Origin of the sequence: Streptomyces sp. NPDC059443 (assembly GCF_042750105.1) — a bacterium.
Classification (GTDB): domain Bacteria; phylum Actinomycetota; class Actinomycetes; order Streptomycetales; family Streptomycetaceae; genus Streptomyces.
Genome location: NZ_JBHYVM010000002.1, coordinates 288,815 through 309,787 on the forward strand (window position 1 = coordinate 288,815; position 20,973 = coordinate 309,787).

Genomic DNA, 20,973 nt, shown 5'->3' on the forward strand with positions numbered 1-20,973 from the left:
TCGGTACGATGGGGGCATGGCAGACGGACGCGTGGAGCGCGGAAACCAGACGCGGCGAACCGTCCTGGAGCGGACGATGAGCATCGCCTCGGTGGACGGTCTCGAAGGCCTTTCCCTGGGGAAGATCGCCACGGACCTGGGGCTGAGCAAGAGCGGCGTCTTCGCCCTCTTCGGCTCCAAGGAGGACCTCCAGCTCGCCACCGTCCGGGCCGCCAGGTCCGTCTTCGTCGAGCAGGTGGTCCGGCCTGTACGGGACGAGCCCGCCGGCATCGCCAAGGTGTGGCGGCTGTGCGAGAGCTGGCTCGACTACTCCGGGCGCCGGGTCTTCCCCGGCGGCTGCTTCTTCTACGCCGCCGCCGCCGAGTTCGACTCGCGCCCCGGGCACGTCCGCGACGAGGTCGCCAAGAACCGCGACGACTGGACGCGTTACGTGGAAGGGCTGCTGGACGAGGCCCGGCTGGCGGGCGGGTTCCGCGAGCCGGCCGACTTCACGGACGTGCAGCAGCTGGCCTTCGAGATCATCGCCCTGATGGAACTGGCCAACGCGCACTCCGTACTGCACGAGGACGCCGTGGGCTACGCGCGGGCGAGCCGCGGCATCCTCACCCGGCTGCGCGCGGCGACGGCCGCCCCGGAGGAACTCCCGGAACGGCCGCCCACGATCGATTTCCCGCTCTTCGGCTCCTCCGCCGCCGGCGTTCCCGCCGTCAGCCTCCCTCTCCCTGCCGATTCCGGCCGCTGAGGCGCATCGAGCAGCCCGCGACGGCCGCACCCAGCGCGGTGAGCGCGGTGAGCATGAAGACCCCGCGCCAGTGTTCCCCGGCGCCCGCCCCCGTACCCGTACCCGTACCCGCCCCCGTGAGCAGAGCCGCGGTGGCGGCGACGCCGAGTGCGCCGCCCAGCTGGCGGGCCGTCATCAGCAGGCCGGTGCCGGCCGCGAAGCGCCGGGGCGGAAGGCCGGCCGAGGCGGCCGTGGAGATCGCGGTCACGACCACGCCGATGCCGAGCCCGCCGAGCAGCCCGGCCGGCAGGAAGATCTGGGCGTAGGAGGCCGAGTCCTCGACCCAGCCCCACAGCAGCAGGGCGTTGGCCGCGAAGATCAGGGATCCGAGGGTGACGGCCGCCCACTGGAGGCGGGCGGGGACCCGGCGGCCGACGGCGAGCGCGCCGACCATGGCGAACAGGGCGCCGGGGGTGACCCCGAACCCGGCCTGGAGGACCGAGTAGTTCCAGCGGCCGATGAGGTAGGACGGGCCGGTCAGCAGCCATGCGTACATGGCGGCGCCGAAGAGCAGGGCGGCGATGTTGGCGCGGGCGAAGAGCGGGTCGCGCCACAGGTCCCGGTCCACGGCCGGGGCGGGATGAGTGCCCGAGCGGCGCAGCGCGAGGGCGCTCGCCAGGGCGCCGCCGACGACGAGGACGAGGACCTTCGGGTCGGTCCAGCCCCACTCCGCGCCCTGGGACAGCCCGGCGACCACTCCCCCGATGCCGAGGGCGAGCGCGACCGTGCCGACGGGGTCGGGGAGGCGGTGCCCGGTACGCGGCTCCCGGGGGATGACCCGGGCGGCGGCCCAGCAGAGCGCGAGGCCCAGCGGCACGTTGACGAGGAAGATGGCCCGCCAGTCCCACCACTCGACCAGCAGCCCGCCGATGCTGGGGCCGACGGCGGCGGCGAGACCACCCGCCGCCGACCAGGCGCCGAGGGCCGCGGCCCGCCGGGCGGGCGGGGTGTGGGCGAGTACGAGGCCCAGCGCCGCCGGGAGCATCCCGGCGGCGGCCGCCCCTTGGAAGGCGCGGGCCAGGATGAGCAGCTCGGCACTGGGAGCAGCGCTCGCGGCGAGCGAGGTGAGGGTGAAGGCGAGGGCGGAGCCGATGAACAGCACGCGTCGGCCCAGGGTGTCCGCGAGCCGGCCCGCTGCGGCGAGCAGGGCGGCGAACAGCACGGCGTAGGCGCTGACGACCCAGGTCAGACGGGCCAGCGACACCTCGGGAAAGGCGTGCCGCAGATCGGGGAAGGCGACGTTGACGACGGTGGCGTCGAGAAAGGCGAGAAAGGTAACGGCGGAGGCGAGCCCCAGGATCCGCCCGACCCCGGGCCCCTCCCCGGCACCCGGGTCGGGGGCGGGGGCAGGGGGGATGTCAGCGTCGACATCCGGCCGGGTTGCGGTCATCGCGCGCCCGCCGAAATCCCGGTCGCATCCGTAGCCGGGGGCCGGGCTTCAGCGGGAACCTCGACGGGAGTACCGGTACCGTCCGCAGGTTCCGCGAGGAACTCGGCGGCGGTCGCGATGATGTCCGGGTCGGCGAGGATGCGCCGGTGGCCGAGCCCGCGGGTCTCGATCAGGCGGGCCCGCTCCCCGTAGGCCGCTGCGAGGGCGCGGGACTGGGAGGGGTCCACGGTGTCGTCGTCGACGTCGTGCACGAGCAGGATGTCCGAGGGGATCTCCTCGGGGTGGCGGCACGCGTCGAAGCGGGGCCAGACATCGGGCTCGGCAGGGAAGAGGCGGCGCTGGACGTGGCGCCGCAGGGCGTCTTCGACGGCCTGGTTCACACCCAGGTTGGCGCGGAACTGCGCGGCGAGGTAGTCGAATTCGGCGACGCTCCCGATGCCTACGATCCGGTCGGCCCGGATCCCGTCCCGCAGCGCGAAGAAGGTGGCGACCACGCCGAAGGAGTGGGCCACGACGGCCGAGAAGTCCCCGTACCGCGCGTGCAGTTGCCGGATGATCTCGCGCTGCCGCAGGATCGTGGTGGCCCGGCCGCCGGACTCACCGTGGCCGGGGGCGTCGAAGGACACGACGGTCCGGCCCTGCGCGCGCAGGGCCTCGACGAAGCCGGTGAACCGCGAGGCGCGCGAGGTCCAGCCGTGCACGACGAGGACGGGCCGCCCGCCCTCGCCCCAGCGGTACGTGGTCACGGGTATCCCGTCCACGACGATCCGCCCGGTCACGGCCCGAGCCATGACCTCCGCTTCACCGGCCCGCACCCGCGGCCGTCCGAGCGGCCGCACGAACAGCGCGAACGCCACCCGCCCGACCGCGCCCGGGGCGGCCCGGGCGGTGATGTTGAGGGTGGTGCTCAGGAGTGAAGCCATGGGATGCATGCCCGGTTCTCCGGATCTCCTCAGAGTGGCCACCACAAAGATGGCGAGGTCAAGACGTCGACCACATATTAGCACGACCGTTCGTGTTCTTTTTTGGCTGGCGACCGGCCCGGCACAGAGCCACCACAAGGCCGCCCGTCGCAAGCGCGGGTCAGGCGACCTCCTGATGCTCGGGCGCCTTCCGCGTCTTCACCCCGCCGACGATGAGCGCCAGCCCCACGACGGCGATGCCGAGGTAAGCGGTGGACGGAAGGTCGACGACCTTGTGCATCCAGCCCCACTCCGTGCCGAAGAGGGCCTGCGAAGCGAAGCTGACGAGCCCCTGGGCTCCTATGACGTAGCCGATGCTTTCGACGGTGTATCCGATGGTTGTTCGCACGGATCAACCCTCTCGCGGCGGTGTCGCAAGATCGTCCTCCACAGGGCCGAAAGCTCAGTAGGCCAAAGGATGTAGTCGCCTGCGGAGAGCACCGGGACCGCACCGCACCGCACCGCACCGCGGCAGAGGCCCTGCGCGAAACCGATCGGCCGGCCGTGGCCGGGCTGCGATGATGCCTCTGTTTCCGGGGCGGAGGGCATTTGTCCGTTTTCGTGTGTTCGAGGTGCGGCGCCGAGCTGACGACCCCGCTGGCCCGGGTCGCCCTGCCGGCCCACGCCCATCAGAAGTACGGGAACGGCATTCAGCTCCCGGTGCTCATGGAGCCGGGCACGTTCGCCGTGGACCCTGAGCCCTGGGGGCCGCCGTGGCGGACATGGGAGGAGATCCATCTGGACGAGGCGGCCGGCCGCGGTGTCTACGCACCGGTCCGTGCCCTGTCCGACGGCGCGCCCGGCGCGGTCGTCATCGCACCCGGCGACGCCCGCGGCACTCTGCTGATCCCGGAGAAGGCCGGCGGCTACTGCTGCGGCCTCGACGGGGCCGATGGCCCCAACATGGCCTGCGCGGTGTGCAGCCTGCCCGTGGCGAGCCGGATCGACGACTGCTCGCTCTGGCGGGCGGTGTGGCTCGCCCCCAACGCCGTGCGCCGCCTCCCCGTCGACGGCGCCGACGGCGCACCGCTCTCCTGGGCGGAGCTGATGGCGCAGGGGAAGGGCACGCCGCCGTTCGAGCCGATGGCCACGTGGGGGTCGCGACTGAAGTCGAGCCACTGGTCCCACCACGTGTGGTCCTGGAGCCCTCAGTGGGAGGCCGCGGCCGGCCAGGCGCTCGCCCACCTGCTGGCGGCCTCGGAAGGCCGGCCGGTCACGGTCCCCGACGGCCTGGTCAAGGAAGTGTTCCAACGCGCCCTCGACGCCCTGCTGCCCGCGGGTCCACCGGCGCGGCACGCCGCCATAGCCGGGCCGGGCCGGGACGGCCCGGCCCGCGCCCGACCCGGAAGGTCCTCCGCGACGACCCGCCCGCGCCGCGCCCCGGTCACCTGTTCCGGGCCGACCTGGAAGCGTTCCGGCACACCCTGGCCCGGCTGCCGGCCGTCCGAAGCCCATGGCTGCGCGAGATCCTCGAAAACCTCGCGCACCACCTACGGGCCGGCCTCTTCTCACGCCGCCGCTCCTGACCGTTCGGGCTCAGTCGTGCTTCGCGCGGCTCGGTTGGACGCGTTTCGGTTCGCCGGGCATCTTCGGGTAGTCAGGGGGGTACGGCATGTCGCCGAGGCCGTGGTCGTGTTCGTGGCGGTCGGCCAGTTCCAGTGCGGCGTCGAGGGAGAAGGCGTGGTCGTCCATGTCCGCGTGCAGATCGCCCAGTTCCGCGAAGCGCGCCGGCATCGTCACGATGTCGAAGTCGCGCGGCTCCGCCGCGTCCAACTCGTCCCAGCGCAGCGGTGCCGAGACGGGGGCGTGCGGGTGCGGGCGGATGGAGTAGGCCGAAGCGATGGTGCGGTCGCGCGCCGTCTGGTTGTAGTCGACGAAGATCCGCTCGCCCCGCTCCTCCTTCCACCACGCGGTGGTGACCTTCCCCGGCATCCGGCGCTCCAGATCACGGCCGATCGCGATCGCGCACCTGCGGACCTCGGTGAAGGTCCAGCGCGGCGCGATCGGAACGAAGACGTGCAGGCCGCGGCCGCCCGAGGTCTTGGGCCAGCCGCGCAGCCCCAGTTCCTCCAGCAGCGCGCGCAGTTCGTGGGCGACCGCCACCGCGTGGTGGTAGTCGGTGCCCGGCTGCGGGTCCAGGTCGATGCGCAGTTCGTCGGGACGGTCGGTGTCGTCCCGGCGCACCGGCCAGGGGTGGAAGGTGAGGCAGCCCAGATTGGCGGCCCACAGGACGGCGGCCGGCTCGGTCGGGCAGATCTCGTCGGCGGTGCGCCCGCTCGGGAAGGCGATGTGGGCGGTGGGGATCCAGTCGGGCAGGTTCTTCGGGGCCCGTTTCTGGAAGAAGGACTCGCCCTCCACTCCGTCCGGATACCGCTCCAGGGTCGTGGGCCGGTTGCGCAGGGCGCGCGTGATGCCGTCCGCGACCGCGAGGTAGTAGGTGGCCACGTCCCTCTTGGTGAGTCCGCGCTCCGGGAAGTACACCTTGTCCGGGCTGGACAGCCGGACCGCCCGGCCACCCGCCTCCAGCTCGATCGCATTGCCCGCAGCACCCATGTGCGCCACGGTAGGCGGGCCCGGCCGGGGCCGCACACCGAGCAGGTCCGGGCATGCCACCGCAGAATCGGAGACATGGATCTGCCGGTGATGCCGCCCGTGAAGCCGATGCTCGCCAAGTCCGTGGCCAAGATCCCGCCGGGCATGCAGTACGAGGCCAAGTGGGACGGCTTCCGGGCGATCGTCCACCGCGACGGGGAGGAGATCGAGCTCGGCAGCCGTACCGGGAAGAGCCTGACCAGGTACTTTCCCGAGCTGGTGGTCGCGCTCAAGGCCAATCTGCCCGACCGCTGCGTCGTCGACGGCGAGATCGTCCTCATCCACGGCGGACGGCTCGATTTCGACCGGCTCAGCGAGCGGATCCATCCCGCCGCCTCCCGGGTGAAGATGCTCGCCGAGACGACGCCCGCCGCCTTCGTCGCCTTCGATCTGCTCGCTCTAGGCGACGAGTCCCTCCTCGACACCCCGCTCGCCGACCGCCGTACCGCCCTGACCCGGATGCTCTCCACTTCCCGTCCCCCCGTGCATCTCGCGCCCGCGACCACCGACCCCGCGCTCGCGCAGGAGTGGTTCGAGCGATTCGAGGGCGCCGGGCTCGACGGGGTCGTCGCCAAACCCCTCGATCTTCCCTACCGGCCCGATGCCCGCCTCATGTTCAAGATCAAGCACGAGCGTACGGCCGACGTCGTCATCGCGGGATTCCGTTTCCACAAGAGCGGTCCGATTGTCGGATCGCTGCTTCTGGGCCTGTACGACGCCCACGGCGTCCTCCAGCACGTGGGCGTCTGCGCCGCCTTCTCCATGAAGCGCCGCGCCGAACTCGTCGACGAGCTCGCACCGCTCCGGATGCCCGATCCGGAGGGCCATCCGTGGGCCGCCTGGGCCGAGGAGGCCGCCCACGAGAGCGCCCGGCTGCCCGGGGCGCAGAGCCGCTGGACGGGGAAGAAGGACCTGTCCTGGGTGCCGCTGCGCCCCGAGTGGGTCTGCGAGGTCGCGTACGACACCCTTACCAACAGGATAGAGGGAGAGGAAGCGAGCGGTCCGGGAAGGTTCCGGCATACGGCCCGGTGGCGCCGCTGGCGGCCCGACCGAACCCCCGAGAGCTGCACCTACGATCAGCTTGAGGAAGTGGTGGGCTACGACCTGGACGAAGTCCTCGGCTTGAAGGACACGTAGACACGCCCGGTTTCCCGTTCTCTCAACCATGATCCCTTGACCCTGATGACTCTGGCTCGGGAGCATCGAACGCGGCACTTCCGCCGCACGGGAGAGGGGAACCGGAAGCCATGAAGGTGACCAAGCTGATCAGCACCTGTGACCTCAAGGACTGCCCCACGATCTACGCGACCGACAGGGGCACGTTCCTCGTCCAGGGTGAGACGCCCACCGACCACGGACTCAAGATCCCGCCCACGAAACCCTCGTGGAGATCCCCGTCGAGCTGATCAAGAAGGCCATTGCCGATGGCCTCATCTAGCACCCTCGCCGAGCTCTTCGAGCGGTTCCAGCACGAGGCGTTCCGCCTGAAGACCCTGGACGACTACAGCGGATCGGGAAACGTCGATGCCTACCGAGCCTTCCGGGCCGGCCAGGAGCAGCCGGAGGGCTACAACGCCGGATGGGTCGAAGAACTCCGGGGTCTCGCCCACGAGGGCAAGTGGGTGTACCGCGTGCACGTCCTCAAGCGGCCTCTCACGGACTACCTCCGCTTCGAAGTCGGCTGGGGCTACCGGACGAACATGACCGGCGGGGAAGAGTTCTTCATCCTCGATGTGACGGACGCCCCGAACCCTCTCGAAGCCGCCCCGGACTTCTGGCTCTTCGACTCCAAGGACACGGCCGTCATGCGGTACGACGATGCCGGGGGTACCTCGGCACTGATGTTCTGCCGGAAGAGCAAGCCGCCGCTTACGTCGCCTACCGGGAAGCGGCACTCGCCCACGCGGAGCCGTTCACCGACTGGTGGGCCAAGTACGGCGAGTGAACAAAGCACAGCTTGGGGCCGCGCTGCGGGCACATGGTGACCGTCGAAACCCGACCCAACTCGGCTCAGGGCCAGATGAGAAGGCAAGGCTTCGTTCGTCATCGGATCAGTCGCCCTTCGTCCACGCAGGCCTCGCAGGCCTCGCGGCGGGTTGGGTGGGCGTGCATGTGGAAGCTGCACCAGTCTTCTGGGTAAGTCCGAGCTGCTGGCCAAATGCGGACGGCGGCCGGGGTGCTGCCAGGCACCACGTAGCGGGACTTCGAGCGATGGCCGAGAAGTTCATCGGATCGATTGGGGACTGGTCCACGCTTGGCCATGGTGGAACTCCTTCAAGGTCGGGATGCGGGTGGGGCGGCCCTGCCGGAGGCTGGGGCCATGGAGAGACGCGCAGTCGTGTATCCACCGGATGAGCGCGGGTGGCGGAAGGTCCGGTACGACGAGCAGATACTCGGGACCGCCTACCAGGCGAGCGACGTGGTCGAGTTCCTGCGGGAAGCAGGACACCCAGACCCAGACGCCGCAGACCGCACGGACGAAGCGCTCTTCGAGTGGCGCGGGGGAGGCCCGGAGACCTGGGCCGACTCGCCTTCGTGACCGCAGTGATCCGTGATCGTTGGCAGGCCATGAACAACCTGCCTGTGATGCAGAGCCTTAAGCGTTAAGCCTTAGCGCTGCGGTGCAAGGCCTTAAGCCTTGAAGACATTTTCAGGAAGTCGCACATGTTCTCCCTTGCGTGTCCGGGCATCAAGGGTGGTCTCGGCCTTCATGAGGGCTCGGGCCCTAACGGTGTCTCCCTCGGCAGGATGCGCTTAGCGAGGGCCACCCAAAGCGAGCAAGGGCTGGAGCCGTAAGGGCGGTAGCCGCCCTTGGAGTCGTTGCGAGGGGACCGGATGAAGGGGCACCCGGGGCGACGGCAAGCAAGGTGGGTCATGGGGGTAACTCCTCTGTGAGGTCTGGATGGTTGGCGCCTGGGTTGTGCTGGCCGGCACGCGGGGCCCCAGCATCGTGAGCCCTGCTCTTAGCTCCCTCGCAGCCTGAACAGTCCTGATGCCACCTCCCGGACCCCATGACGTTGCTGGAAGCCATACGGACACCAGGAACGGTTTGCGGCACGTCCAGCACGTAGACCGGCAGCAGAGCCTCCCCCGAGGCTCCGAGAACCCGCTCACCAGCCTTCGGTACGGCCCACGTACTCACCTCGTGGTACTTGGGCTGTTGACGCTTCCACGCGTCCAGCCGCGTAGGTACCAGCCTCGGCCTCTTGATGGTTCGTGGGGCTACCCCTTCAGGCCTTCGTGGAGGGGCCGATAGCTGGCCCGAGTTGCAGCACGGGCAGGAGCCGGCAGTGCACGAGGGGTCCCCGGCGGGGGTGCCGTTGCAGCCGGTCGAGCGGATACAGCGGTCCTGGCCGACGAGGACGGCGGCGACCTTCGAGCAGTGGCGGTCCCCTCGGGCCGCGACGACCTCGGCTATGCCGATGAAGTAACTCACCCAGTCGGGTCGTTGCTTGACGCTGATCTTCAATCTCCTTGCCCACCTGCATGTTTGTAGCGGGTGGGATGTCCGGCTACAGTCAGGATGAGTAGTTGTCTTAGGGACGATCGGCCCTACCCGTATTCGGGGATTCGTCGGTCGCACCTGACCTCACAACTGCTTCCTCTATGTTCCATGTTCTATGTCTTCTTGCGCCGGGCCGGTAGTGATGCCAACTCGGCTGCGATCCACCATTTCTTGGGCCACGATGACCCAAGGAGGACCACAGTTGGTCCTCAAGCGTGCCCTTTGCATGATGTATTTGTGCGATGGGTAGCCCGCAGCTGTAGTACCTGCTGCACAGGAGCGTCGGAGTTTTATTCACCCGACCTCAACGAACACCACCCAACCGGGTGGGGCACGGCCGTGCGGGCGTCGTGCTTCGACAGATTCGTCTGTCTTCGTTGAGGTCGTCATGCGCTGCCTTGTCGCAGCGTCGGGCACCCCTCCATCGAAGACGGCCTTAGGCGTCCGGGGAGGCGCTGTGTGGCCCGTTATGCAAGAGCTTGCCGTTTCTGGCGGTTGGATGCTCCTGTGGTTCGTTACCGTGCTAGCGCTCATGCTCATCGTGTGCTTGACGATCGCCCTCTATAAGGCGCCGCCTCGGACACGTCCGGAGATCATCCGGGCTCTCGCTGAGCTAATGACCTTCTGGAAGAAGCGCTAGACCCCACCCGGCCGCCTCCCCGCTACTCGTCGAAGAAGCGGACGAGGCGGCCGTATGTCTGATGCCCCTTGATGACCCGATGGCCGGCCCCTCCCGGAGGGGGAGGGGCTCAAGCTGCGAGCCTCCTAGAGATTCGCTTCGGAGTGGCCTTGGTTTGATCTCGGAGAGTCACGCACTCCGCGTGGTCGCATCCGTTCCAGGTGCCGTTACAGGCAACAAGGTCGGGAATGTGACCGAGCCTCTCCCCGGAGGGTTCCGGGTCGAGAGTCACGGGTCCCGCGTCCTGAGTCGCGGGTCACGAGTCACGAGTCACGAGTCACGAGATGAGGGTTCCGAGTCAGGGGTCACGAGTACCGAGTTACGAGTTAGTTCCCCTCCGGGGGGGGAAGAACCGGCCTCGATCTGCACTCGACGGGTGGATAGGTGCAGCTCCTCGTACTCCTCGCGCAGGGACGGCGGCACCAGCAGCGAGCCGCTGGCGTTGTTCAGGTGGGTGAGGATGCCCAGGACGTACTCCATCCCGTTGCGGCTGATCTCAAGCTCCCCGTCCGTCCGCCGCTGGCGGACCATCTCGACGCACAGCCACTTGTTCCCCTTGGCGGGGTTGAAGACGTTGATGGTGGTCATGCAGCGGGCTCCCCCTCAGTGATCGCGTACCAGGTACCGTCGTTGGTGTGAAGGTTCGGGCCTAGGAACGTTGCGTCGGCCCTCAGGGCCTCGGCTTCCTCGCGGGTCAGGTCGTAGTGAAAAGTGGTTCCGGTCCCTTTCAGGGCAGCCTTCATCTCGGATTCCTTTCGGAGTTCATGCAGGGGTGGCGGGATTCATGGAAGCACGAGATGGCCGAATTTCGCAAATTGATGCAATGGTGAGGCTATCCCCCGCTTAGCGATAAGCCTTATCCGGCTAGCTCTAACAGTCATCAGCACTTAGGGACTAAGACTTAGTGACGCTTGGCCCAGTTAGCGAGATAAGCCTTATTCGAGCTTAGTCGGTTAGGCGACTTGCTTAGCGATGCGGCCTTATCTAAGCCATCGCATTGCGTGACCGAGACTTCTCCAGGAGACCCCACCGCAGCCAGCCGGACGGGGCGTCAACGTTGATGCGACCGGTACCGATGCCCTTGGGCTTCCTCGGATCCACCCAGAGCTTCACGCCGATGCGGCGCAGCTCAGCGCCCCTCTCAAGCAGTGTCGCCCCTTCCCAGAAGCGCCCGTACGTCTCCCCCGTCGGGGTCCACTGCTCGGACTGCGGAACGACCGGTTCGACCTCCATTCGCCCCTTCAAGTCATTGATCTCCGGGGTGTAGTCAACGCCCGGGATCACTTCAAGCAGGTGGCGCTCTACCCCGGACGCCATCAGGCGTATGTAAGCGTCAAGGACTTCCCACAGCTCATTAGCTGCAATCGTCTTCACCGGGCAGTTCAGCGTGTTGCAGTGGTAGCGGCCAAGGTACTCCGTACCGTCCGCATGATTGGGCTGCGGTAGGTAGTGAAACTTCTTAGTGCACTCAGGGCGCCAAATGACGTCGGCAAGCGGGTTGGCGTTAGCTCGTGGCGGCTTGATCGTGCGCGCCCGCGCGTCCATCTCGCGTTGCACCTGTTGGAAGAGCCCCATCGTGATGAGCGGCTTGGCTCGGCTGTTGCCGTGGCTGTCTTCGCCAAGGAGGTTCGCGCGTGACCGGAGCATGTTCTTCACCGTGCGGTGGTTCCACTGCCCCTGAAGGACATCTACGGGGGACCATGTCCGACGGTCCGCAACGGTAGAGAAGAGCGGCACCGTGTCCGGTACCAGCCTCCAGTTGCCCTTGCTACCTGTGATTCGGTAGCCGTACGGAACCGTTCCTCCGTGCCAGCGGCCAGCCTCCCGAGCGCGCGCTCGGGAGTCCCGGTTCCGCTCCTGGATCGCTTCCCACTCCCACCCACCGACCATGGCGAGCAGCTCCGCGTGGGCCTTACCCGCGCGGGTTCGGGTGTCAACTCCGTCAGCCGAGACGAGACCAGGGCCCGAGGGCGGGGCGCTTGAAGAGGTGAACTTCCCGGCCGGACACGTCCCTGTCACGCGCAGTACGCCCAGTTGGAGGAGGTCGTCGGTTACGACCTCGCCGAGGTGCTCGGGCCCGCCGCCGCCGGCTGAGCCGGCCCCTTATCCCCCGAGCCGCGACCCCCCGCCGCTCAGCCCGCCGTCAGCTTCTCCCACTCCGCCCGGCTCGGCCCGGCCTCGTGCGGGACGTAGTCGGGGTGCTCCGACAGCCACCGCGCCACCCGCGCCCTGATCTCCGGATCCGCGTAGGCCCGCTCGGGCGGATCGGCCAGGTGCCGGACCCTGGCCCGCGCCCGCATCACCTCCGGATCCTCCAGCGCGCAGTCGAACAGTGCCGCCACCTCCCGGGCCGTCCCCGTCCGCCCGGCCCGGGTCGCGAACCGTTCCCCGATGGCCCCGTCCGCGACGACCTGGAAGTCGAACCACGGCTTGAGGGTGCGTACCGCCCACCCGTGGTACTCGGCCGCGAACCGCTCCGATCCCGGGTCCTGGTGCGCCGTACGGGCCACCCGGTGCGCGGCCCACAACGTGAGCGAGGTGCCCTGTCCGAGCGTCGGGTTGGTGTGGGTGACGGCGTCGCCGACGGGTACGAACCCGGTCACCACCGGCCCCCGCTCGTCGACGAGCGAACTCCAGCGGTTGTCGAGCCCCGCCGTGGCCAGTACGTCCGACAGCGGTTCGGCGCCCAGGCCCAGCCAGGCCGCGCCGGGCGGGAAGGACCGTGCGGCGGCCTCGAAGACGGCGGGGTTTCGCAGTCCGGAGCGCGTGGCGTCCGCCGTGTGCACGAACAGGGTCACGGCGAACACCCGGTTGTCGGCCGGGAAGACCGCGCATCCGGCGAAGCTGCCGCCGGTCACCGCCCAGGGCCGCCGCGGCCCTTCCTCGCGGCCTTCGGGCAGCCGGTACCAGCGGCAGAAGTAGGCGAGGCCGGTGCGGTGCCGCTCCACGGTGCCGGGCCGGCAGCCGATGGCCGCCAGCCAGCGCTCGGCGCCGCCGCGCCGCCCGCCCGCGTCCACGACGAGATCCCCCTCGTACGTTCCCGCCTCGGTGGCCACTCCCGTCACACGAACCCCGGAAGCCCCGCCCCCGGAAGCCCGTCCCCCAGGAGCCCCGCCCCCGGCGGCCCCGTCCCCCGCCGCGATCAGCCCGCCCACCGGCTCCCCGTACCGGCAGACCACGCCCGGTTCGGCTCTCAGGGCCGTGGCCAGCGCGCTCTCCAGCACGATGCGCCGGGCCTGGAGCATCACGAGGTCCTCGTCGCCGGGCCGGGCGGGCGGACGCACGTCGAACCAGTCCAGCTCGTGCCGCTCGCGCGCGCCCAGCCGGAGCATTTCGGCGTGCACATCGGGCAGTTCCTCGCGCAGCACGTTGCGTGCGGCGCCGAGCAGCGCGTGCGGCTGGTTCGCCTGTGGTACGGCCGGCCTGCGCCAGCCGAAGAAGTCCCGGTCGAGCGCGGTGCCGGGGGCCCTCGTATCGCGTTCGAAGAGCTCGGCGGTATGTCCGTGGCGTGCCGCGAGCAGCGCGGTGGCCAGCCCTCCGACGCCCCCGCCGATAACCAGCACATGTGCCATTGCGCCCCCAAGCCGATGAACGTACGACGATCAGACCGCCGGAAGCCTGCGCGGGCGGAGCCTGGCCGAAACCCGCACAACTGTCCTAACGGAATGGCGGAATGGCGGAATGACGGAATGACGGAACGACGGAACGATCACGGCCGGCGGCACGAGGCCCCGAACGCTACGGCCGCTCCGGCCGCTACGGCCGCCCCGCCATCGCACGCGGCGCGAAGTTGCCGTCGCCCAGGTCCTCCGCCAGCAGCCGCTTGGCGATCGCGTCCGCCGCCGCCCGCAGTTCCGCGCTGCGCGGCCGCCCCCGGTCCTTCTCCAGCTGGTCCCCCAGCCACTGCGCCCACGCGGCCGAGATCACACCCGCCTCCCGCTCCCCCGCCGGGGTGTGCGCGTAGAAGCCGTTCTGCCGCGTCAGGTAGCCCTCCTCCACCATCCGTTCGAAGACCGGCAGCAGCACTTCCGGGGGCAGGTGGCGCCGCGCCGCCATGAATCCGAGGCTCGCGTGGCCGACCGTACGGGTCATCAGGTCCACCTGCATGACCGCCCACGCCCCCGCCATGTCCAGCCGCGTGTCCGAGGCGTCCACGATCCCGCGCGCCGTCTCCGCCCCCATGCTCCGCACCAGCTTGCCGACCGCCAGCTCCAGCAGCTTCGCCGAGTCCCCGGAGGCGGTGGCCGGCGAGCCGAAGCCGTCGCCCATGTCCGTGGAACCGGCGCGGGCGCTGTCGCGCAGCTTGACCTGCTTGAGGAAGAGCGCGACGACGAAGCCGACCACCGCCACCGGCACGGTCCACAGGAACACCGTCTGGAGGGTGTCCGCGTACGCCTCGACGACCGGTCCGGCCGCCGCCGGATCGAGCCCCTTCACGCCCTGCGGGCTCTGCGCGGCCTTGCCCAGCAGCTGCGCGTCCTGCCCGGTGGCGCGCGCCGCCTCCGCGACCGCCGACGCCAGCGCGGGCTTGAGGGTGTTGGCGTAGATCGTGCCGAAGACGGCGGTCCCGAAGGCGCTGCCGAGCGTACGGAAGAAGGTGACGCCCGAGGTCGCGGTGCCGAGGTCGACGTAGTCCACGGTGTTCTGCACGGCGATGGTCAGCACCTGCATGCACAGGCCGATGCCGACGCCGAGCACGAACATGTAGAGCGATTCCAGCCAGGCGTTGGTCTGCGGACCCATCCGGGACAGCAGGTAGAGCCCGAGTCCCATGACGGCGCAGCCCACGATCGGGAAGATCCGGTACTGGCCGGTCTTGCTCGTGACGTTGCCGCTGAAGACCGACGCGATCAGCAGGCCGATGACCAGCGGAAGGGTCCGTACGCCGGACACGGTGGCCGAATCCCCGTCCACGTACTGCAAGTAGGTCGGCAGGAAGGTCATCGCGCCGAGCATCGCGAAGCCGACGACGAAGCTGAGGACGGAGCAGACCGCGAAGACGGGGTTGTGGAACAGCCGCATCGGCAGCATCGGTTCCTCGGCCCGGCTCTCCACCAGGCAGAACAGCGCCAGTGCCACGACGCCGCCCGCGAAGAGCCCCATGATGAGCGGCGAGGTCCAGGCGTACTCGTTCCCGCCCAGGCTCGTGGCCAGGATCAGCGCGCTCGCGCCGATCGCGACCATCGCGATGCCCAGGTAGTCGATGACGGGCTTGCCCGCCGCGCGTACCGAGGGGATCGTCTTCGCGGCCGCCGCGACCACCAGGATCGCGATCGGGACGTTGACGTAGAAGGCCCAGCGCCAGGTCAGGTGGTCGGTGAAGAGTCCGCCGAGCAGCGGCCCGATCACCGTGGCGACGCCGAAGACGGCGCCGATCGCGCCCTGGTACTTGCCGCGTTCGCGCAGCGGGACCACGTCGGCGATGAGCGCCATCGAGGTGACCATCAGTCCGCCGGCGCCGATGCCCTGAACGCCCCGCCACGCGATGAGCAGGGTCATGTTGCTCGCCAGGCCGCACAGGAACGAGCCGGTGATGAAGACGATGGCGGAGAGCTGGAAGATCAGCTTCCGGCCGAAGAGGTCGCCGAACTTGCCGACGAGCACCGTCGCGACCGTCTCCGTGAGCAGGTAGGAGGTCACGACCCACGACATGTGGTCCCCGCCGCCGAGATCGGCCACGATCGTGGGCAGCGCGGTTCCCACGATCGTCTGGTCGAGCGCCGCCAGCAGCACTCCCAGCATGATCGTGCCGAAGACGACGTTGCGCCTGCGCCGGTCGAGCACGGGGGGCGCGGTGGCGGGTATCGCGGAGGCAGTGGTCACATCTCGCACTCTCACAGCGCGCCCGCCCGGCCGCATGCGGCGTTGGCCCGTACGGGTGTACGGATCCTTGCGGGTGTACGGATCCGCGCGGCTGTACGGATCCGCGCGGGTCAGCGCAGGTACCCCAGCCCCGGGTGCTCCGCCGCGTACCCGTCCACCAGCCGGCGGGCCACCCCGACCGAGTCCACCAGCGGGTGCAGCGCGAAGGCCTTGACCGCCGCCGCCCGCGATCCGCTCGCCGCGGCCGCCAGGACCTCCCGCTCGACGGCCTTGACCGAGGTCACCAGTCCCACCGCGTGCAGCGGCAGCGGATCGACCGCCACCGGGTGCGCCCCGTTGGCGTCGACCAGGCAGGGCACCTCGATGACCGCCTCCGCGTCGAGCGCCGCGAGCGTGCCACGGTTTCGGACATTGAGGATCAGGGTGGCGCGCTCGTCCCGGGCGATGGCCCGCATCAGGGCGAGGGCCACCTTCTCGTACCCGCCCGACTCCAGGTCGCTCTCGTCCCGCTCGCCGACCCCCGCGACCTCGCGGTTCTCGGCCATGTACGTGGCCTCGCGCTCGGCCCGGGTCCGGTCCCAGGCGCTCAGCGCCGCCCCGACGGCCAGATCCGGCCGTCCGGCCTCGGCGTAGAACCCGCGCTGCTGGTCGCGCAGGAACGCCCCGCGCGTCTGCTTGACCTCCTGGTACGCCCGTACCGTGTCACGGTTGAAGTAGTAGTAGTGCAGGTACTCATTGGGGATCGCCCCGAGCGAGCGCAGCCACTCCGCGCCGAACAGCCGGCCCTCCTCGAAGGACTCCAGCGCCCCGGTGTCGGCGAGCAGCCGCGGCAGTTCGTCGCGGCCGCCGATCCGCAGCCCGCGCACCCAGCCCAGGTGGTTGAGGCCGACGTAGTCGATCCAGGCCTCCTCGGGCCGGGCGCCGAGCAGCCGGGCGATCCGCCGCCCGAGCCCGACCGGCGAGTCGCAGATCCCGATGACCCGGTCCCCGAGCTCCTCGGCCATGGCCTCGGTGACCACCCCGGCCGGGTTGGTGAAGTTGATGACCCAGGCGTCGGGGGCGGTACGGGCCACCCTGCGTGCGATCTCACGGGCCACCGGTACGGTCCGCAGCCCGTACGCGATGCCGCCCGCGCCCACCGTCTCCTGGCCCAGCACCCCTTCGGCCAGCGCGATCCGCTCGTCGGCGGCCCGCCCTTCCAGCCCGCCGACGCGGATGGCCGAAAACACGAAGTCGGCTCCGCGCAGGGCCTCGTCGAGATCGGTGGTCGCCGTCACGGCCGGGGGGTCGGCGACTCCCGGGGCAGCTCCCGGGGCAGCTCCCGAGGCGGCTCCGTGGGCGGCCGCCTGGTCGGCGAGGACCCGCGCCATCGCGCCGAGCCGGCCGGAGTCCTCGTCGTACAGGGTCACGTGCGACACCCTGCCCTCGGCGTGGTCGCCCAGCAGGGCTCCGTAGACGAGCGGTACCCGGAAGCCGCCCCCGCCGAGGATCGTCAGCCGCACGCCCTTACCGCCCTTCGCAGTGCCACGTTTCGTGGCACCAGTGTCCCCCGCCGGGTCACTCCACCGGCGACGGCACGGCCCGCAGCCGCGGCGCCTGGTTCGCGGCCGCTCCCGCGGAGCCCCGGACCGGACCCGTCGGCAGGCCCTGCGGCGCCGAGAGGACCATTGTCATCCGGGTCAGCCCCATGCTGTCGAGCATCCGGCTGGATTCGGCCACCATCCGGCAGCGCACCAGACCCCAGCTCGGGTCCGGGTGGCGCACCGAGCGCACCGCCCCGTCCTGCTCGGCGGCCTCGACCCCGTTGGTGGTCAGCCAGTGCGGCACCCCGTACCGGTAGGCCGCCTCCATGAACGGGTCGCGGGCCACCTCCTGACGGATGCTGCGCAGCCCCTCGTCGTCCGGGGCCGCCGTCAGCGCGGTCGCGAAGCGGGCCAGCAGCGGTACGCACCAGGCCGGTTCGTGGTCCTCCAGCACGGCCGCGGCGTCCGGGTGGAACAGCACGAAGCGCAGGAAGTTGTCGTCCGGCAGGGCGGTCGGGTGGGGGCGCACCGACTGGAAGAGCCGGTCGAACGCCGAGTTGGTGAGGGCCACGTCCCAGCGGTGGTCCACCAGGAAGCTCGGGTAGGGGACGGCCTCCATCAGGGCCGCGTAGTCGCACAGGTAGTCGCGCTGGGCCGGGTCCTCGGGCAGCCGGTTGTCCTCGGCGGCCCGCCAGGTGTGCGGCGGGTCCCGGTCGACCATGACCCGGAAGAGCCAGAAGCACTGCCGCTCGCTCATCTCCAGGGCCTCGGCCAGGGCGAGCAGTTTGCGGTCCGTCCACTCCTTGACCAGGCCGCGTTCCCAGTTCCCGTAGGCGCGCACGCTGATCCGCAGGCGCGCCGCCAAGTCCTCCTGGCTCAGCCCCAGTTCTTCCCGGCGCTGGCGCAAAATCTCCTTGCGCCGCTCCGAGCGCACGGCGCCGCGGGCGGATTCCTCGCCCGCCAGGCGCTCTCCACCGGCGTGGGCGAGGCCATCGGACAGGCCCACCGCTGCGAGATGTGGCACCGAGAGCTCCCCCTCTTGCTAAATACGGTCTGGATCTTCATTTCTGTGTGGCGATCCTGCTACCGACTTCATTCGAGTGTCAACTATTGTGGCAATTCCAGCCTCTTGACAGCTCATTCGCGCCACAGCTGTGGCAAGTTCTAGCCCTACGGAGTGAGACCGGATAGATTCCAGGAGCCCGCCACGTGCCCGCACCCCGACCTCGCGCGATCTAGGAGAACCACTGGTGACAGACGGCTTCCCGGCTCCCGTCGCGGTGGCCAACGCGCACCTGGCAGCCACCGTCACGCGCGTCGCCGAACTCGCGGGCAAGATGGGCCGCGACCTGAACCAGGTCTTCGACCTGCGCCGCCTCTCCGAGGCCTCCGGCGTACCCGCCGACGTGGTCCGGACCCTGCTCGACGGGCGGCCCGCCGGCGAACCCGATCTCCAGAACCGGTTCCTCCAGCGCCTCGACCTGCTGCGGCGCACGCGGGTCAAGCCCAACGGCCGCCGCTACACGCAGCAGGAGATCGCGGACGGCGCCGCCATGTCGCGCCAGCAGGCCGGCGCCCTGATCAACGGCGACCGCCGGCCGACCATGGAACACTGTGACGCGATCCAGCGCTTCTTCGGGGTGCACGCCGGCTTCCTCACCGCCCACGACTCGGACGCCCTGACCGACGCGCTCCAGCGGACCGAGCAACAGATGCTCCAGGACTTCGCGGGAAGAGCCCGGGAAACCGTACCCGCCGCGCCGGCTTCGACCGGCGATCCGCTGGCAAGACTTCTCCAGAACCACGGCGTACGCGGCATCGCCTGGCGGGCCGCCCAACTGCCCAGCGACAAGCACCGGGACAAGGTGACCGAATGGCTGGACATGCTTCTCGAAAGCGTCAAACCGAACGAATCCTGACCCAGTCGAAAGTCTGGGTCTGATCCTTGAGTCCTGATCCGGATCCGCGCCGACGGGGAGAACGGTGAGCATAGGCAGAGAGCAGCGGCGGTTGTGCGGGGAACTGGTGGCCGGCATCACGCTGACCGCGCCCGTGGAACCTGTGGACCTCTACGCCGCCCTCTGCGAGGGCATGAGCAAGCACCGCGGCCGCCGGGTGGAGTTCCGGATGGCCTCGTTCCCGCCGGGAACGGCCAGCGGTCTGTGGCTCGACATGGCGGACCGCGATCTCGTGGTCATCGAGGAACGCACCGCACCCGACCATCAGCTGGTGATCCTCGGTCACGAGCTGTGGCACATGAAGGCAGGCCACTGCAGCCACCACGTCGACGGCGCCGCCGTCGCCGCCCGGCTGCTGTCGGACGAGGCCGACATCGGCGAGACCGTGCGGCGCGTGGCCGCGCGCACCCGCGCCGACGTCCAGGAGGAGACCGAAGCCGAGACCTTCGGCTTACTGCTGGGCAGCAGGTGCCGTACGTGGCTGGCCGGATCGGCGAGCCACCGGGCACCGGCACAACGTGACCAGCTGGCGGGCCGCATCGAGGCATCGCTCGGATACCGGGGGCACAGGAACGACCGTTGAACGGCCAGGACTACTACATACCGGCAGCCGCACTGGCGATCGCGCTCGCCTTCAAGCTGCCCGCGCTACGGCACAACTGGCGTGACCCGCTGCTGCGATCGGTCTGCGCCCTGCTCATCCTGGCCGGTGCGGTCTTCACCTTCGCCGCCCCGCCCACCATCCTGGCGGTCAACCGCTGGACCGGCGTCACCAACTTCTCGGCCCCTCTGGTCTACTGCCTCATCACCGCCTTCAGCGCGTCCTGCCTGGTCCTGATCGTCAACTGGCGCGGCGGCCCGCCCGAACAGACCCGGCGGATATCGCGGCGCTGGATCCTCGGCTACGGCACGGTCACCGCGACCCTGATGGTGCTGTTCATGCTGGGCGACACCCCGGTCGAGCGGCTGCGCGACTTCGACACGTTCTACGCCAACACCCCGTACATGCGGCAGATGATCGCCCTGTACCTGCTGGCGCACAACGTCGCCGCCTTCGTCATGGTCGCCATGTGCTGGCGCTGGTCGCTCCAGGTGCGCGGCTGGCTGCGGACCGGCCTGATGATCATCGTCGTCGGCTACCTCTTCAACCTCAGCTACGACGCCGCGAAGATGAGCGCCGTCGTCGCCCGCTGGTTCGGCCACGACCTCGACAGCCTGAGCACCTACGTCGCCCCGCCGCTCGCCTCCGTCGGCGCGCTCATCAGCGCTGTCGGCTTCGTGCTGCCGCTGCTCTGCCAGCGCCTCACCGACAGCCTGCAGCACTGGACCACGTACCGGCGTCTCGGCCCGCTCTGGCACGAGGTCCGCACCTCCGGGGCGGACGCGCCCGTGAGCGTGCGGATGTCCTGGTGGTCCGCCGCCGACATCCGGGTGATCCAACGCGAGTCGGACATCCACGACGGCTTCCTGCACCTCGGCCCGTACTTCGACCCGAGCCACCGGGACGAGGCCCTCGCGCGGGCCCTGTCCCGCGGCGCCGACGAGGAGAACGCCCGGGCCGTCGCCGACGCGGCCATGGTGGCGGCGGCCGTACGGGCGCGCCGTGCCGATCCCGAGGGGCGGGTCATCGGAGCCAGCGAGGACGGGGCGCCGCCGGCCGCCGACGGGCCGCGCGACCTCGTACGCATCTCGCACGCCCTGCGGAACTCGCCGGTGGTGGCCGAGTTCCGGCGGCAGGCGTCGCTGTCGGGGGTCTGAGC

The 20,973-nt window shown here is 70.0% G+C and carries 17 protein-coding genes and 3 pseudogenes; 9 read left to right on the plus strand and 11 right to left on the minus strand.

The window, feature by feature from the left end; genetic code table 11:
• Window positions 1-16 precede the first annotated feature (16 nt).
• The gene (locus tag ACFXDJ_RS03010) at window positions 17-742 is read left to right on the plus strand and encodes a TetR/AcrR family transcriptional regulator (protein ID WP_384847581.1); all 726 of its coding nucleotides are present in this window, start codon (window positions 17-19) and stop codon (window positions 740-742) included.
• Here ACFXDJ_RS03010 and ACFXDJ_RS03015 read toward each other — a convergent pair.
• The 3 genes from ACFXDJ_RS03015 to ACFXDJ_RS03025 all read right to left on the minus strand — a co-directional run bounded on the left by ACFXDJ_RS03015 (window position 708) and on the right by ACFXDJ_RS03025 (window position 3,482).
• Window positions 708-2,171: a DHA2 family efflux MFS transporter permease subunit gene (locus ACFXDJ_RS03015; protein WP_384847584.1), complete on the minus strand. Its 1,464-nt coding sequence runs from the start codon at window positions 2,169-2,171 to the stop codon at window positions 708-710. The two genes, ACFXDJ_RS03010 and ACFXDJ_RS03015, sit on opposite strands and share 35 nt — an antisense overlap.
• A complete protein-coding gene (locus ACFXDJ_RS03020; protein WP_384847587.1) occupies window positions 2,168-3,094 on the minus strand; it encodes an alpha/beta fold hydrolase in 927 nt (308 codons plus the stop codon). Before ACFXDJ_RS03020 ends, ACFXDJ_RS03015 begins: the two co-directional genes overlap by 4 nt.
• Window positions 3,095-3,254: 160 nt before the next feature.
• Window positions 3,255-3,482: a hypothetical protein gene (locus ACFXDJ_RS03025; RefSeq protein WP_384847590.1), complete on the minus strand. Its 228-nt coding sequence runs from the start codon at window positions 3,480-3,482 to the stop codon at window positions 3,255-3,257.
• Window positions 3,483-3,682: 200 nt separating this feature from the next.
• On the opposite strand from ACFXDJ_RS03025, the pseudogene ACFXDJ_RS03030 reads away from it, so the two are divergent.
• A pseudogene (locus ACFXDJ_RS03030) lies at window positions 3,683-4,659 on the plus strand (hypothetical protein).
• Window positions 4,660-4,669: 10 nt separating this feature from the next.
• Here the strand turns inward: ACFXDJ_RS03030 and ligD are convergent.
• On the minus strand, window positions 4,670-5,686 hold the full coding sequence (gene ligD / locus ACFXDJ_RS03035; RefSeq protein WP_384847593.1) for a non-homologous end-joining DNA ligase: 1,017 nt from the start codon (window positions 5,684-5,686) through the stop codon (window positions 4,670-4,672).
• A 75-nt stretch (window positions 5,687-5,761) separates the two neighbouring features.
• On the opposite strand from ligD, the gene ACFXDJ_RS03040 reads away from it, so the two are divergent.
• The 4 genes and pseudogenes from ACFXDJ_RS03040 (at window position 5,762) to ACFXDJ_RS03055 (ending at window position 8,264) form a co-directional block, all read left to right on the plus strand.
• Window positions 5,762-6,862 (plus strand): ATP-dependent DNA ligase, encoded by a 1,101-nt coding sequence (locus tag ACFXDJ_RS03040; protein WP_384847596.1) that lies wholly within the window; start codon window positions 5,762-5,764, stop codon window positions 6,860-6,862.
• A 110-nt stretch (window positions 6,863-6,972) separates the two neighbouring features.
• Window positions 6,973-7,163 (plus strand): annotated as a pseudogene (locus ACFXDJ_RS03045) (hypothetical protein).
• A pseudogene (locus ACFXDJ_RS03050) lies at window positions 7,150-7,670 on the plus strand (DUF6879 family protein). Before ACFXDJ_RS03045 ends, ACFXDJ_RS03050 begins: the two co-directional pseudogenes overlap by 14 nt.
• A 375-nt stretch (window positions 7,671-8,045) precedes the next feature.
• Window positions 8,046-8,264 carry a hypothetical protein gene (locus ACFXDJ_RS03055; protein ID WP_384847599.1) on the plus strand — a complete coding sequence of 73 codons (219 nt, stop codon included), beginning with the start codon at window positions 8,046-8,048 and terminating at the stop codon, window positions 8,262-8,264.
• Window positions 8,265-10,179: 1,915 nt separating this feature from the next.
• Here ACFXDJ_RS03055 and ACFXDJ_RS03060 read toward each other — a convergent pair.
• The 7 genes from ACFXDJ_RS03060 to ACFXDJ_RS03090 form a co-directional block, all read right to left on the minus strand.
• On the minus strand, window positions 10,180-10,497 hold the full coding sequence (locus tag ACFXDJ_RS03060; protein WP_384658934.1) for a hypothetical protein: 318 nt from the start codon (window positions 10,495-10,497) through the stop codon (window positions 10,180-10,182).
• Complete coding sequence (locus ACFXDJ_RS03065) at window positions 10,494-10,652, minus strand: hypothetical protein (protein ID WP_384658936.1); 159 nt, start codon at window positions 10,650-10,652, stop codon at window positions 10,494-10,496. The genes ACFXDJ_RS03060 and ACFXDJ_RS03065 overlap by 4 nt, the downstream gene beginning before the upstream one ends.
• Window positions 10,653-10,893: 241 nt before the next feature.
• Window positions 10,894-11,565 (minus strand): hypothetical protein, encoded by a 672-nt coding sequence (locus ACFXDJ_RS03070; RefSeq protein WP_384658939.1) that lies wholly within the window; start codon window positions 11,563-11,565, stop codon window positions 10,894-10,896.
• Between the two features lie 476 nt (window positions 11,566-12,041).
• Window positions 12,042-13,481 carry an NAD(P)-binding protein gene (locus ACFXDJ_RS03075; protein ID WP_384847601.1) on the minus strand — a complete coding sequence of 480 codons (1,440 nt, stop codon included), beginning with the start codon at window positions 13,479-13,481 and terminating at the stop codon, window positions 12,042-12,044.
• Window positions 13,482-13,665: 184 nt separating this feature from the next.
• Window positions 13,666-15,768 carry an MDR family MFS transporter gene (locus tag ACFXDJ_RS03080; protein WP_384847604.1) on the minus strand — a complete coding sequence of 701 codons (2,103 nt, stop codon included), beginning with the start codon at window positions 15,766-15,768 and terminating at the stop codon, window positions 13,666-13,668.
• Between the two features lie 74 nt (window positions 15,769-15,842).
• Window positions 15,843-17,234: a 6-phospho-beta-glucosidase gene (locus tag ACFXDJ_RS03085; RefSeq protein ID WP_384847607.1), complete on the minus strand. Its 1,392-nt coding sequence runs from the start codon at window positions 17,232-17,234 to the stop codon at window positions 15,843-15,845.
• A gap of 55 nt (window positions 17,235-17,289) precedes the next feature.
• Entirely contained in the window at window positions 17,290-18,279 is a 990-nt protein-coding gene (locus ACFXDJ_RS03090; RefSeq protein ID WP_384847610.1) for a helix-turn-helix domain-containing protein, read from the minus strand.
• 226 nt (window positions 18,280-18,505) lie between these two features.
• On the opposite strand from ACFXDJ_RS03090, the gene ACFXDJ_RS03095 reads away from it, so the two are divergent.
• From ACFXDJ_RS03095 to ACFXDJ_RS03105, 3 genes are all read left to right on the plus strand, one after another.
• Window positions 18,506-19,174 carry a helix-turn-helix domain-containing protein gene (locus tag ACFXDJ_RS03095; RefSeq protein ID WP_384662919.1) on the plus strand — a complete coding sequence of 223 codons (669 nt, stop codon included), beginning with the start codon at window positions 18,506-18,508 and terminating at the stop codon, window positions 19,172-19,174.
• A 64-nt stretch (window positions 19,175-19,238) separates the two neighbouring features.
• Window positions 19,239-19,796, plus strand: a complete 558-nt coding sequence (locus tag ACFXDJ_RS03100) for a toxin-antitoxin system, toxin component (protein ID WP_356655814.1) — start codon at window positions 19,239-19,241, stop codon at window positions 19,794-19,796.
• Window positions 19,793-20,971, plus strand: coding sequence for an MAB_1171c family putative transporter (locus ACFXDJ_RS03105; RefSeq protein ID WP_384662923.1), 1,179 nt, complete (start codon window positions 19,793-19,795; stop codon window positions 20,969-20,971). Before ACFXDJ_RS03100 ends, ACFXDJ_RS03105 begins: the two co-directional genes overlap by 4 nt.
• Window positions 20,972-20,973 lie beyond the last annotated feature (2 nt).